Origin of the sequence: Streptosporangium sp. NPDC049644, assembly GCF_040675205.1 — a bacterium.
GTDB classification, from domain to species: domain Bacteria; phylum Actinomycetota; class Actinomycetes; order Streptosporangiales; family Streptosporangiaceae; genus Streptosporangium; species Streptosporangium fukuiense.
On the sequence record NZ_JBFAOJ010000068.1, the window covers coordinates 1 to 14,042 of the forward strand.

Below are 14,042 nucleotides of genomic sequence, written 5' to 3' on the forward strand. Positions count from 1 at the left end.
ATCTGATCACGCACCGGTTGCCGCTCGCGGAGGTTCTGGAGGGGATCGACATCGTCAGCAGGGGCGAGGCCATCAAGGTCACCATCGAACCCTGAAAGGAGGCCACAGATGCCGGAGGGGGCGGCCGTCGCCGCGCGGGGCCTGCGGGCGCGCCTCGCCGAGGTCTTCGCCGAGGCGGTGATCCGGCAGGGCGTACCCGTGCGCATCCGTGTCGGCGGCGGCGAGCCGGTCGCCGCCCACGGCATGCCCGCCGTGAGGTGACCGTGACGCTGTCCGAGACGCTGCGCGGCCTTCGGCGTCAGCCCAGGCCGCGCCGCGGGCCGGGTGCACCGGGGGCGGGCCCCGCACGGCTGCCGGGCCCCGCCCCGGTCGCGGTCTCGGACACGGCCGCAGAGGGGCCGGCCGTACGGGCGGCGAGAACGGCCGATCCGGCGGCACGCGACGTCCCTGAGGCGTGATCGTGTCCGACCCGTGCCGCGCGAGCCGGTCGAGCGGCACGTCGGAGCGGGGGCGGACGCCGCGCACGCCTTCGACATCGGGTGCGCCCACCATCGCCAGGTGCTCCTGTCCGCGGGCGACCACTTCGCGGAACGCGCGAGCGATCTCGACGACACCGCGGACCGCGCGTCGCGGCCGTCCGCGGCCTTCCGGCGCCGGGCGTCCCTTCTTCGGACCGCCACTTCATCCTGACGGCTGAGGATCTCGCGCCCGTAGCGTCCCCGCCGTACGGTACGCTCCCGCCGCCACTCCACGGCCCGATGCCGCACAACGCACGACCTGTGACCCCGACGAAGCGCGAAGGGCGGTGCGGAAGGCCCGTTGAGCGGGGCCGACGCTCGATCGGAACGGTACGCGCGATCGATTCCCGGACCGGCTCGGGTGAGTGTCGTGCGGAGCCGGTCTCCGTGTTCGGGTTTCGGGCTGGCCGAAACGAAGCATGTTTCCGGGCCTGACCGATGCGGAACGCGGCTACTCGTGAAGCGGGATGGTGACCATGTCAGGATGGATCTTCCAAGGCGAGACCAGGCTGGTGGGCCGGGAAGCGGAGTTGGGCACGCTGGTGTCCGGGCTGGACAAGGCCGGACAGGGGCCGGCACGCATGATCCTGATGCGGGGACCCGCGGGGTCCGGCAAGACCGCCCTGCTGGACGCCCTGGAGCGGTACGCCCGGTGCGCCGGGGTGACGATTCTGCGCGGCTCCTGCTCGCCCGCCGGGGCCGGTCTGCCCTGGCACGCTGCGGAAAGCCTGTTCGGCGGGGCGTCGCTCCATGACGAGCACGCCACCGCGCCGCTGTCACACCGGTTGCTCCGGCGCGTCATGGAGGCGGCCGCGTCAGGACCGGTGGTCGTCATGCTCGACGACACGCAGTGGTGTGACGAAGAGTCGTTGGTATGGCTGGACTTCCTGATGAACCGCGGGTACTACCTTCCGCTGCTCGTCCTGCTCGCCCAGCGCCGTTCTGGCCCGCCGAACCGGCGAGGGGCGACTCCCGGTTTCGCCGCGCGCGAGCACCGCACCGTCGACCTCGGGCCGCTGTTCGAGGAGGACGCGGGAGAGATGGCCCGGCGGTGGTGGGACGCCGTGCCGGAGGAGCCGTTCATCCGCGCGTGCAACAGCGTCTGCCGGGGCAATCCAGCACTTCTCGCGAGACTGTTCGCACACCTGAGTGAGGAGGGGGTGTCGCCTGATGTCCGGGGTGCGCTCCGGGCCGGTGAACTCGGCGCCGAGCTCTTCGCCGGGCGACTGCTGGCGACGCTCGACCGGCAGCCCGAGTACGTGCGCAAGGTCGTGGAGGCCCGCGCCGTGCTGGGGCAGGCCGACGCGGAACTGCTGGGCATGCTGTCCGGGGTGTCGGAGCCGCTGGTAGCCGCCGTGATCGACATTTTGCGCGACGAGGAGATCATCGAGGCCGACCTGGCGGAGCTGAGTGATGATCATGTACGCACCATGGTGTTGAGCGGCATGCCGGTCGCCACGCTCGACCGGTGGCGGGAGCTGGCCGCCCGGCTGCTCAACGACGGTGGCCGACCGGCCGAGGAGATCAGCGCGCAGTTGGTGCTGCTGCCCAGGCTTTCCGAGCCCTGGATGCGGGATGTGCTTCGTGAGGCGGCGCGTCGTGCCGAGCGGGACGGGGCACTGGGGATGGCGGCGCGCTACCTGGGCCGTGTGGTGGTGGCCGATCCCGCCGACATCGACGCGCAGGCCGACTTCGCGCGGCTGATCGGACATGACGATCCGTCGGGAGCGTACGCGATGCTCCGTGGTGGGATCGAGGAGACCTGTGACGTACGGGGGAGGGCGCGCCTCGCGGTCCAGCTGGCCAAGGTCGCGCCGCCCCTCGGCAGGGAGCCGGAGGCGATCTCGATACTGAACGGCATCCTGGCGGAACTCGACGGCGTGGGCGCCGGCGACCATGGGCTGCGGACGATGGTCGAGTCGGCGCTGTCGCTGATCGGATGGAACCGCCGGTCCACCAACAGGATGATCTCCGAGCGGGTGATGGCGACGCCGATACCGGAGGCGCACACCGTGGGCGAGCGCGAGCTGCTCGCCGTGCGATCGATGATCTCCGCGATGTCCGGTCTCTCGTCCCAAGCCTGCCTTGTGCCGGCCCGCCAGGCGCTGAGCGGTGCGGACGAGACTCCCTGCAGCTGGGCGTTCGGCGCCGCCGCGTACGTACTCTCGCTCGCCGACGAGGTTGAGGAAGCGGTTCAGGCCATGGACCGGATGATCGCGCGCGGCACGGAGCACGGGGACGCCTGGGGCCGGGCGACGGCCTTGTCCACGCGGTCGTGGATCCTGGCCGAGTCGGGCGACCTGGACGGAGCCCTGATGGACGCGACCAGGGCCGTCGAGCTGGCGGACGAGTGGTCGTGGTCGAAAGGCGTCACGGCGCCGCGGACGGCTCTGGCGGCGGTGCTCGCCCGGCGAGGCGACATCGGCCAGGCAGCCTTCGTGCTCGGCCAGATGACCTCGCGGGACGTGGCGGAGTCCCTTCTCGACTGTCCACGGATGCTGATGACGAGGTCGCATCTGGCGGTGTCGCGAGGCGACCACGAAGGCGCGCTGTCGTCGCTGACCGCCTGTGGCGCGCTGCTCGCCGAGGCCGGTGTCAGGAATCCGATATTCGCGCCGTGGTGGCTGGACGCGGCCTGTCTGCTCGCCGACCTGGGCCGCCGGAGCGAGGCGGAGGGGTTCGTCGAGCACGGTGAGCAACTCGCCGAGACCTGGGGGAACGCGTCCGCTCGGGGATTCGCCCTACTGGCCAGGGGGGCGATCACCGAAGGGAGCGAGGGGGTGGAGATGCTCACCGAGGCGGTGGAGACGCTGGCGAACACCCAGGCGCGCTGGTACCTGGTTCGGGCCGAAGGCCTGCTCGGTGAGGCGCTGCTGCGGATGGACGACCGCGAAAGGGCCCGTGGGCACTTCCGCCGGGCCGTGTATCTGTCGGTGCGGTGCGGGTTTCGCGCGCCGGCCGCGAAGGCGCGCGACCGGCTTGTCGCGGCGGGCGGCTGGATGTACCAGGGGGCCGGCGGGGTCAAGGACGTGCTGACCATGGGAGAGCGGCGTGTCGCGGAACTCGCGGCGACCGGTGCCACCAACCGGGAGATCGCCCGAACCCTGCGCATCGCGGTGCGCACTGTCGAGATCCATCTGACCAGCATCTTCCGCAAGCTGGACGTGAGCGGCCGAACGGACCTGGGGTGGGCACTGGACGCGCTCGGCAAGGCGGGCCGGAACACGCCGGCGGCCGGGTGACATCGCAGGCCGGGCCGGCTCGATCGACGCACGACCAGGAACTGACCGGCAGTGCCGTCGCGCACGGCCCGCCGGTGCGCGAAGCGTTCCTTCTCGCCACCGGATTCGCTGAACACTGCGCAAATGCCTAGGAATCGACGGAGACAATCAGCAGACCTTCGCGGTGGCAACGACCGCGCGACGAAATCGCGGGGGTAGGGGATGGCGGTGAGCTCGGAGACATGCTCACCGCCGGCCATCGCGCGATCTTTCGAGAGCAGGTGAGATCCCCGCGATGTCCCGCAGGAGGCGACAACGGCGAGAGGCCGACGGACCGAAGTACCACCCTCTCGCCTTCGGCGGCTGGGGTGACTACAAGACCTGGGCCGAGAACCAGTTCCTGCCCAAGCCCATCGAGGACGGGGCGGACGACGACGCGCTGGAGGACGACGCCACCGCCGTCGACGTCACGCGGGAAGGAGCGCTCGGCGATCCACCGGAGCCGCGGGCCGACGACGGCGATCACCACGGTGCCGGTGCCTCCCCGGATACGGGCCCCGTGCCGGCGGCGGACCAGGGCCCGCCGAGGCAGTACCTCGCGGAGCAACCGCAGGAGTCGCTGCCGGTCAAAGCGCGGCCGTACGTTCTCACCGGGGGGCGTACCCGCGGTGATGACCTGCTGCGCATCGACTCGCTGATCTCGGTGACGCCCGAGGGCACCCTGCGAGCCGACAGTCCCGCGCTGCCTCAGGAATATCGCTGGATCTTCGGCATGTGCCGGGAGCCCATGGCCGTGATCGAGATCGCCGGTCGCCTCAGGTTGCCGATCGGGGTGGTCCTCGTTCTGATCAGCGACTCGATCGGCTGGAACCTGCTCAGGGCGCACCCTCCCGCGGAGGTCGACGGCCGGCCGTCGGTTGAGGTGATCATGCGTGTGCACGAAGGGCTGCGCCGGCTGCCCTGACGCGGGGACCTCCCGGGCCGATCGGGTGTCGCGGCGCACGCGCGGAGGGGGTGCGGGCGCCGGTCGTTCCGGGGCGGGCGGGCCAAGACTAGGGTTTTCTCGATACCGCTCCTGGTTCACTTGCGGCTCGGACAACGGGCGATTCGCAGGGGTGAGTGATGACATTTCCTACATTGGCCGTGGTGGACCGAGACGAGCCGAGCCTTGACCGGCGTGACCCGATGGTTCGGATGTCACAACTGCTGGACGCCGGCTCACTTGAGATCGTCTACCGGCGCGAAGGCGTAGGGGTGGCGGTCGCCTACGGGCGGATCAACGGCACGAGAGTGGTGGTCTACTGCACCGACGCCACGCTGAAGGGTGGCGCGATCGGGGTCGACGAGTGCCCGCCGATCGTCAATGCCATTGATCTCGCGGTGCGCGAACGCTGTCCGGTGATCGGCGTGTGGCATTCCGGTGGCGCGAAGCTCAATGAAGGCGTGTCGGCGATGCACGGGATCGGGGAGATGTTCGCCGCGATGGTCCGTGCCTCGGGTGAGATCCCGCAACTGTCCGTTGTGCTCGGCCCCGCGGCGGGCGGCGCGGCCTACGGTCCGGCGCTGACCGACATCGTGATCATGTCTGATGCCGCCCGCGTCTTCGTCACCGGCCCGGACGTCGTTCGGTCGGTCACCGGTGAGCAGATCGACATGGAGAGCCTGGGCGGCCCGGACGCGCACGGCCGGAAGTCAGGAGTGGCCCACATCGGCACGGAGTCCGAGGAGGCCGCCTTCGCCCGCGCCCGCCAGATCGTCACGCTGCTGGCGAAGCCGGGGTTCGTCGACCTGGATTCGGTACGGGAGGAAAAGCCACTGCGTGCCCTGCTCCCCGACTCGCCCAGGCGCGCGTACGACGTGCGCCCGCTGGTCAAGGCGATTCTGGATGAGGAGGACGGAGCATCCGGTTTCATTGAGTTACAGCCCAAATGGGCGCCGAACATGGTGATCGGGTTCGGCAGGCTCGCCGGGCGGACGGTAGGAGTGATCGCGAACAATCCGCTGCGCAAGGGCGGTTGCCTCGACTCGCTGTCTTCGGATAAAGCGTCCAGATTCGTCCGGATGTGCGACTCGTTCGGCGTGCCCTTGCTCGTGCTGGTCGACGTCCCCGGCTATCTGCCCGGCGTCGGGCAGGAGTGGGAGGGCGTGGTCCGCCGAGGCGCGAAGCTGCTGCACGCGTTCGCCGAGGCCAGCGTTCCGCGGGTCACGTTGGTCACGCGCAAGTCCTACGGTGGCGCCTACATCGCGATGAACTCCCGGTCTCTCGGCGCCACCGCCGTACTCGCGTGGCCGGAGGCCGAGGTGGCGATCATGGGGGCGAAGGCGGCGGTGGAGATCCTGCACCGCAAGAAGCTCGCGGCCGTGGCGCAGCACGAGCGCGAGGCGCTGCTGTCCCGCCTGGCCGCGGAGCACGAAAGGATCGCGGGGGGCGTGGCCAGGGCGGTGGGCATCGGCGTCGTCGACGAGGTGATCGACCCGGCGTGGACCCGGCTGCGGCTCGGCGAGGCGCTGGCCGCCGCTCCGATACGTCGAGGCCGCCACACCAACATCCCGTTGTGAGCGGGCCGTCGGCGCCCTCGCGTGCCTCCGCGATCCGGTCCCGCACCTGATTTCCGGGCGAGGTCGCGGTATCGGGCGGTGGCCGAACAGGGGGCGTACCGGCTTGTGAGCGGCCGTCCAACGGATCATCGGCTTCATGTCGCAGCCGCTGTCACGGCGTCGGAAACGGTCAGGGGAGGGATCGCAGACAAATAAAGGTAATCACAGGCAAACCAACGCCAAACGCTTGCAAACAAACATGGAGATGACTAGGGTCTGCTCAATAGGCGATTGGGGTGCTTGAGCTCAGGCGCATGCATCGTCGATTTGAGGTGCGAATGCCCAGCGGAACTGGACACAGAGTCGGAACCGGGGTCACGGCCGGACCGGCCGGACCGAGGAGCACGATCCTTCTGCCCGCCCGTGGTGCCGATGCGATCGTGACCGAGCTCCCCAATCCTGGTGGCGGCGTTGACCACCGGCGGCCTTCGGCCCGTTCCCGTGTCACGGCGGACTCCGGCGGAGGTTCCGAAGCGGCCTCGTCGACCGCGGGCGAGCCGGTGTCGAGCACATGGCGGCCGGCCCCCGGACGGCCGGTGAGCGTCACGGACCCGGGCGCCCGCTGGAGGGACGCCGCACCGGAGTTCCTGGCCGAGCGGGAGGGGCAGATACGCCGGCTGGGCAGGCAGGTGGCCGAGCTTCAGTTCGGAAGGCCGGGCATGACGACCGTGCTCGGAGAGCCGGGTACGGGAAGGAGCGCCCTGCTCAGGGTGGCCGTCGCGCGCGCCAGGGAGGCCGGATTGCTGGCCGTCCTCGCCCGTTGCTCGCCCGCCGAGGCCGATCTCCGCTACGGCGTCGTCTCGCAGATCACCTCCGGGCTGGCCGGCGCCGGATATCCGGCCTTCGCACGGCGGCTGTGGGTGGAAGACCAGCCGGCCGCGGCCTTGATCCCGGCACTGTGCGGGGAGTTCGTGGCGCTCGCCCGGGAGCATCCGCTGCTGATCGCCCTGGACGATGCCCAGTGGGCGGACGAGGAATCGAAGGCGTGGCTGGCCGCCATGCCACACCGGCTGCGAGGCGTTCCGATGCTCCTGGTTCAGGCCAGGGCCCTCGGCGAAGGCGGTGCCGCCGGATCGGCCACCGAGCCCGGACCGGTGCCGCACAGCGTGATCCAGGTGCCGCCGCTGAGGGAGCGCGGGGTCCGGCAGGTGATCGCCTCCCGGTACGCCGGGCCTGTCGACGGAGCGTTCGTGACCGCCGCCACCGAGGCCACGGGGGGTAGCCCGGCGGCCCTGCTCGCGGTACTCGACCATTTCGCGCACGCCTCCCTGCCGCCCGCCGCGCGCCACGTCCCGGTCCTGCTGGAGCGGGCCGCCGAGGTGAGCGGCGACCGGGTGGCCGGGTCCCTGTCCCGCCTGCCCGCGGACGCCCTCGCGCTGCTCCGCGCGATGGCGGTTTGCGAGAACGGCCTCGGTTTCGACCTGCTCACGTCCCTGGCATCGCCGAGGACGATGTTTCCTGAGCAGGTGTTGTCCGTCCTGGTGCGGCTGGGGCTGGTGACCGGTGGGGAGGATCCGCGGCCGGTCAGCCCCCTCATCGCCGACATGGCGCTGGCCGGGATGGACGTCGGGGAGCGGCAGGCGCTGGCGACGCGCTCCGTCGAGCTCGGGTACCGGGCGGCGATTCCGGAGGACCGGCTGGCCCGGTTGCTGCTCAACGCCCGGCCGGTCGGCGCCGAGTGGGTGGTGAACCTGCTGCGCCGAGTGGCCAGGCGGCGTCGTCTCGACGGCGATCACGAGGGTGCCGCCGCCCTGCTCGGCCGCGCGCTGCGGGAGCCTGCGGCGGGCGAGCAGCGGCAGCGGCTGCTCATCGAGCTCGCGATGACGGAGGTGGAGCGCAGCCCGGCGACGAGCGACCGGCGATTCCAGCAGGTGCTGCTGGACAGCGGCCCCGAGGTGCCGGTCGCGGCACTCGTACGGGCGGCCGACCTGCTCAACTCCAGGGGCGACGCGTCCGCCACCTATCGCGCCGTCGCGACGGCCTACGCGCGGCGAGAGGAGAGGGGAGCGGATCTCGGGTCGCTGGCGGCGATCGGCTGGCTGGCGGAGAACGACTGCACGACCGACCCGGTGCTGCCCGTGCCGTCGTTCCCGGACCCGCCTGACCGGTCGGAGGATCCTGTCCAGGCGGGCATCGCGGCCTGGATGCTGGCCGCCCGCGGCGAGCGCATGTCCCGGACGCGGGAGCTGGCCAGGACGGCCTTCCAGGTCAAGGGCGAGGAGCAGCCGTTCGGCCCGAGGATCTACGCCGCCAGGGCGCTGTTCTTCGCCGACGAGGTGGCCGAGGCGGTGGTCGGGCTGGACGAGGTCCTGGCCGACGCCCGACGCTGCGGCGCACGGGCGCCGGCCGCGCTGGCGCTGATCCAGCGCAGCCGATGCGAGATGCGGCGGGGCAACCTCGGGCAGGCGGTGTGTGACTTCGAGGCGGCACGGGCGGAGCTGCCGCTCACCTCGTGGCACCCGCGAGCGGTCCCCTACTTCGTCGCGATGGAGGCGTGCCTGCACCTCGCCGACCGGTCCGTGGAGGAAGCGGAGCGGGTGCTGGCCCAGAGGTTGCCCTCGGGGGCGGACCAGGGCGCGGCCTGGGCGATGCTGTTGTACGCGCGTGCCAAGGTGCGCATGGAACTGGCCGATCCGGAGACCGCGCTGCGGGACATCAACGAGTGCGGGCGTCTCCTGCTGGCCAGGGGGTGGACGAATCCCGCGATGCTGTCCTGGCGATCGGTGGCCGCGGTGGCGCACAACGCCTGCGGGAACACCGAGGCCGCCAGGCGACTGGCGATGGAGGCGGTGGAGCGAGCGCGGGAGTGGGGCGCCCCCAGCACGCTGGGGCTGGCGCATCTGTACGCGTCGCGCGTGCTGGGCGGTGCCGAGGCCATGGGCGAACTCGAACGCGCCGTTCGGGTCCTGCGGGACTCGGTGTCGCGCGGCTGCTACGCGAGGGCGTCGGCCGAGCTGACCGCGGTGTCGGGGGAGCGTCCCGGGGCGCCGAGCCCGCCTGGGGAGAGCACGAGGAGGGTCCCCGCACCTTCCGGTGGAGCCACCGAGAGAGCCGTCGAGGAAAGAGCGTCGACGCCGAACGAAACGAGGCATCTGCTGACCGCCCAGGAGGAACGAATCGCCGGGCTGGCCGCCGCGGGCCGCTCGAACGCCTACATCGCGAGCGTCCTGTCGGTGAGCGTCCGAACCGTGGAGCTGAGGCTGACCGGGGTCTACCGCAAGCTCGCCGTCACCAGCCGCAACGAGCTCGCCTCGCTCCTGGCCCCGATCCCGGCGCCGCGGAACGTGGGTGACTGATTCCATGCTGCTGGAACGCGCAAAGGAGCTGGCCAGGGCGGAGCAGGCGGTCCGCGCGGCCGAGGCGGGCGCCGGATCCATGATGGCGGTCATAGGTTCGCCCGGTGTCGGCAAGTCGGCCCTGCTGCGCTCCCTCGCCGACGCGGCCACCCCGCACGCGCGGGTCCTGCGCGCCAGCGGCACGCTGCTCGAACAGGACTTCACGTTCGGCATCGCCCAGCAGTTGTTGGAGCCGCTCGTGGCCGAAGTGCCGGAGGCCCACTGGGCGGCCTGTTTCCGGGGTGCGGCGAGCGTGGTGCGGGGGATGTTCCTCGGCGGGGCGTGGTCCATCGGCCCGTACCGGTCGTTCGGGCAGGAGGCGATCCTGCAGGGGCTGAACTCGCTGATCGTCAATCTGAGCAAGGACAGAACCTTGCTGATCATGGTCGACGACCTCCAGTGGGTGGACGCGCCGTCCCTGCGCTGGCTGGCGTACCTGGCCAAGCGTCTGGACGGCGCGCGAGTTCTGGTCGCCGGAGCCTTCTCGGAGGAATGCGAGGCCTCCGACCACACGCTGCTCAGGGAGATCGCCGCCTCGGCGGCTCGCACGCTGTATCCGATGCCGTTGTCAACGGAGGGCGTGCGCCAGTTGATCGGCGAGCAGTTCGGGGAGGCGTGTGATCCCGACTTCGCCCAGGCCTGTCATGAGGTGTCCGGTGGGAATCCCGCCTCACTGGCCGCGATGCTTCGCGGACTGCACACGGCCGGCTTCCAGCCCGTCTCGCCACGGGCCGGTGAGGTTCGCGCCGCGAGCCAGCCGTTCCTGCGCGACCGGCGCATGTTCTGCCTCGGCATCCAGCCCGCGATCGTCCGGGATCTCGCACGGGCGATGGTCGTGCTCGGAGACCTGGCGGAGCCAGAGCTCATCAGCGAACTCGCCGGCCTGGACAGCATCGACTACAAGTCCGCGGTGCAGACCCTGGACCGCCTCGGCCTGCTCGCCGGCGGAGAGTTCCCGCGATTCGTTCACCAGAGCGTGCGGTACGGCATCGAATCGGAGATGAGCGTCAACACGCGAGCGGTGATGCACCGCCGGGCGGCGACGCTGCTGCACAATGCCGGGCACCCCGCCGAGCACGTCGCCGACCAGCTCCTGCTGGTCACCTCCGGGTACGAGCCATGGGAGATCGACGCCCTGCGCGCGGCCGCCGGCGCCGCACTCGAACGCGGTTCCGCGAGGGAGGCGGTTCGTTACCTCCGGCACGCGCTGCTGCACTGCCCGCCCGACAGCGAGGCTCGGGGCCGGCGCCTGGTCGACCTGGCCGCCGCCGAGCGGGGGTTCGACCTCGCGTCCTCGGTCACTCACATCGCGCAGGCCGTGCCGATGCTCACCTCGGAGACGGAACGCGCGGCGGCGGCACTGTGGATCCCGCCCGCGCTCGGCGCGGTCAGCCCGTCGTTGGGCACGCTCGTCCAGGACGTGGCGTACCGGTTCCACGATCTTGGATCGGCGTACGCCCGGGGGGATCTCGGCCTGCGGCTGGAAGCCCGTACCCGCTATCTCCGCATCCAGGACGCCGCGCATCTCGGCGCGGCGGTCGACCGGCTGCGGGGGTTCGGTACGGATGTGCCGCTCTCCAGCGGTGCCGGGCGCGAGCTGCTGGCCGTGCTCGCGTACGCGGCGGCCGTCACCGGCGGCGTCACGGCCGGTGAGATCTCCTCCCTGGCCACCCGGGTCCTGGAACGAGAGCCGCAGCGCGCCGGGCACGCCTACACCGCGCTCCCGCTGCTGGTTCCGGCCCTTGTCCTCGCCGACGCGGCGGCACCGATGGCCCAGTGGCTGGACGCGGTGCGGGACCAGGCTCAGCGCCAGGAGCTCGACGGGGTCACCGCGCTGGTCAACGCGGAGCGGAGCGCGATCCTCCGCGCGTCCGGGCATCTGGCCCAGGCCAGGAGCACCGCGCTGAACGTGGTCGACAACGCCGACCCGGCCTGGCCGGAGGCGACGACGCTGTCCATCTGGACGCTCGCCATGGTCGCGCTCGAGACGCGGGACGTCGAGCTGGGTGAGCGAGTGATCCGTACGAGTCCGGAGAGCGGCGACCTCCGCGTGGTCGTCGCGCATCGCATGGTGCGGGGGATGCTGGACGCGGTGCGTGGCGATCTGGCTGCCGCGCTGGACAGGTTCCTCGACAGCGGCAAGCAGTTGTCGCGCCGCGGATGGACGAACACGGCGCTGTACCCCTGGCGTGTGTGGGCCGCGGCGATGAACCACCGGCTCGGGCGCGCGCAGGTGGCGGCCGAGCTGGCCGACGAGGAGCACGCCTTCGCGCTGGCATGGGGCGCACCCGCGGCATACGGCCGCGCGTTGCGGCTGCGTGGCACGATCACCCCAGGTGAGGAGGGCGTCGACCTCCTCCGGCAGGCCGTCGACGCGCTTCGCTGTTCGGAGGATCGGATCGAGCTGTCCCGGACGCTCACGATTCTCGGCAGAAGGCTTGCCGAAAAGGGCTCCGACGACGCGGAGTACTTCATCTCCGAGGGCAGGCGGTCCGCCCGGGAACGCGGTGTCTCATGGGGCGAGGACGATGAGGACTCGGAACTGAACGGCCCGGCGCTGCGGCTGGCCGCGCCGGAGCGCGTTGAACTGACCAAGGCCGAGGAGACGGTCGTCGCCTTCGTGCTGCAGGGCTGGACGAACCAGCAGATCGCCGATTCCCTTGGTGTGACCCGCCGCGCCGTCGAAAAAAGTCTGACGAGCACCTATCGCAAGCTCGGGGTGAACGGCCGGGCGGCGCTCGTCGAAGAGTTGAGCGCGCGCAACACGGGCGAATAAGCCACACAAAGGCCGTACGAATATATTTCAGCTGACGGCCCGGTCATAAAGGAACCGCCCCGCGGCGGCGGGCGTCGTCGTTCGCCGGCCCGGCGCGATCCGGATCGCGACACATCATTTCTGGATACCCGCCGTGCTGCCATCTATCCACGTGAAACCGTGTATCCCGATTCGTGGAACGTTCCCGGAACGGGGCGCGAACCATCTTATGAAGCACGCGGAGTTCGGTACCGAACGCGATCGGGAGGCCGCACCGCAAGCTCCGAACCAACCGCCTTGCACACCACAGTCTTTCACCGCCGGTGCCGGGCCCATGTTGACTCGCTTTCCGCTTGGTTAATATCATAGTAATAAGTGGATTCAGCCGTTACTCCAAATTTACCGGAGCATCGCCTGGTCTACCGGAGGAGAGGGATGGTCATCAGATGAGCATTGGTGCCGGAGCCGCCCTGGTCGATGAGGAAGAAGGTTTTTTCCTGGTCGGTCAACCCACTGACAGCATAGATCAATACCGTTCTTTTTTTGATCAGTCAGGGATTTGTGTGGCGAATCTCGACCACGCGACCAGGGTAATCGAGGCGAATCTCGAATTTACTCGGCAGTTCGGACGTTCCCTGGCCGACATTCGTGGGCGGGCGTTCTGTGAGCTGTTACACCCGAGCGTCCGCGACAAGATGGGGCAGCAGTTCGCCCGTCTGACGGACCAACAGCGTGCTCGTTTCGAAGAGCGCATGATCGCCGTACGGCCGGACCACACCGTGCTCGGCGGCGAGCTGACCGGGATCGCGCTTCACGACGAGGCCGGCCACGTCGAGAGCATCATGGTGCTGGTGCGGTCCGACCGGGAGCAACGCGACGACCTGCTGACCGGGCGGAAGCGGTTGCTGAGCAGCATGGAAGCGCGCGTCATCGAAGGGGTCGCGGCGGGAGTGTCGACCGTGCAGCTCGCGTCGATGCTGTACCTCAGCCGTGGCGGTGTGGAATACCACGTGACGACGCTGCTGCGGAAGCTGAAGGCCAGCAACCGCCCGGCCCTGGTCTCCAAGGCATACTCCATGGGCATCTTCCGGCTCGGCTCCTGGCCGCCCCGGGTCCTGCCGGAATTCGTGAAATAAGTCCATGCAAGCGGCCGGCGGTAACGCGGTGATCTGGCTGACCGCGTAGTCAAGCGGCCGGAGAGCAGTGTTCGGAGCAACCGGCGGTGCCGGTGTGGAGAGCCTTCGGCCCGACTGCTCCACGATGTTTATCTTGTTCTGCCGTAGCGATTCCGAAGCGATCTCGACCGGATAGTACCGGCCGGTTTCGCTGGAAAATCGCCGCCGTTCCCGATCGCGTTCCACAGAGGACCGCCATGGTAAGGGAGGTGTCATCGTGACCAGTGCAAAAATTGTACTCACCGGTGGACCGGAGCGCTTGTTCGCTTGTGGTCGCGCCCAACAGCCGGTAAATCCGCAGGAGAAGGTGAAGATTCTCCTCGGTGCGGGATATGAGCACTTCGTGCACAACGGCGAATTTCTGGTGATCGAGGGAGAGAATCTCCCGGTATTCCAATGGTCCGAACGCACCAAGATAGCCGAATAGCTTTATCCGGCCG

9 protein-coding genes are annotated in these 14,042 nt (G+C 70.1%); all 9 read left to right on the forward strand.

Going from position 1 to position 14,042, the window contains the following annotated elements:
• The first annotated feature begins 108 nt into the window (after positions 1-108).
• The 9 genes from AB0J58_RS30550 (at position 109) to AB0J58_RS30590 (ending at position 14,029) form a co-directional block, all read left to right on the forward strand.
• A complete protein-coding gene (locus tag AB0J58_RS30550) occupies positions 109-261 on the forward strand; it encodes a hypothetical protein (protein ID WP_364222173.1) in 153 nt (50 codons plus the stop codon).
• Positions 262-471: 210 nt separating this feature from the next.
• On the forward strand, positions 472-690 hold the full coding sequence (locus AB0J58_RS30555; RefSeq protein WP_364222176.1) for a hypothetical protein: 219 nt from the start codon (positions 472-474) through the stop codon (positions 688-690).
• A 304-nt stretch (positions 691-994) separates the two neighbouring features.
• Positions 995-3,760 (forward strand): AAA family ATPase, encoded by a 2,766-nt coding sequence (locus AB0J58_RS30560; RefSeq protein WP_364222179.1) that lies wholly within the window; start codon positions 995-997, stop codon positions 3,758-3,760.
• 274 nt (positions 3,761-4,034) lie between these two features.
• Positions 4,035-4,703, forward strand: a complete 669-nt coding sequence (locus AB0J58_RS30565; protein ID WP_364222182.1) for a DUF742 domain-containing protein — start codon at positions 4,035-4,037, stop codon at positions 4,701-4,703.
• Between the two features lie 221 nt (positions 4,704-4,924).
• The gene (locus AB0J58_RS30570) at positions 4,925-6,298 is read left to right on the forward strand and encodes a carboxyl transferase domain-containing protein (RefSeq protein WP_364222223.1); all 1,374 of its coding nucleotides are present in this window, start codon (positions 4,925-4,927) and stop codon (positions 6,296-6,298) included.
• Between the two features lie 575 nt (positions 6,299-6,873).
• Positions 6,874-9,633 carry a LuxR family transcriptional regulator gene (locus tag AB0J58_RS30575; RefSeq protein ID WP_364222185.1) on the forward strand — a complete coding sequence of 920 codons (2,760 nt, stop codon included), beginning with the start codon at positions 6,874-6,876 and terminating at the stop codon, positions 9,631-9,633.
• Positions 9,626-12,448: an AAA family ATPase gene (locus AB0J58_RS30580; protein ID WP_364222188.1), complete on the forward strand. Its 2,823-nt coding sequence runs from the start codon at positions 9,626-9,628 to the stop codon at positions 12,446-12,448. Before AB0J58_RS30575 ends, AB0J58_RS30580 begins: the two co-directional genes overlap by 8 nt.
• 425 nt (positions 12,449-12,873) lie before the next feature.
• Entirely contained in the window at positions 12,874-13,563 is a 690-nt protein-coding gene (locus AB0J58_RS30585) for a PAS domain-containing protein (protein ID WP_364222191.1), read from the forward strand.
• A 256-nt stretch (positions 13,564-13,819) separates the two neighbouring features.
• Positions 13,820-14,029, forward strand: coding sequence for a DUF5988 family protein (locus tag AB0J58_RS30590; protein WP_364222194.1), 210 nt, complete (start codon positions 13,820-13,822; stop codon positions 14,027-14,029).
• Positions 14,030-14,042 lie beyond the last annotated feature (13 nt).

Bases quoted from the DNA above. Each gene is read 5' to 3' on its own strand.
- AB0J58_RS30550 (WP_364222173.1), top strand. From the start codon at position 109: ATGCCGGAGGGGGCGGCCGTCGCCGCGCGGGGCCTGCGGGCGCGCCTC.
- AB0J58_RS30560 (WP_364222179.1), top strand. From the start codon at position 995: ATGTCAGGATGGATCTTCCAAGGCGAGACCAGGCTGGTGGGCCGGGAA.
- AB0J58_RS30565 (WP_364222182.1), top strand. From the start codon at position 4,035: ATGTCCCGCAGGAGGCGACAACGGCGAGAGGCCGACGGACCGAAGTAC.
- AB0J58_RS30570 (WP_364222223.1), top strand. From the start codon at position 4,925: ATGGTTCGGATGTCACAACTGCTGGACGCCGGCTCACTTGAGATCGTC.
- AB0J58_RS30585 (WP_364222191.1), top strand. From the start codon at position 12,874: ATGAGCATTGGTGCCGGAGCCGCCCTGGTCGATGAGGAAGAAGGTTTT.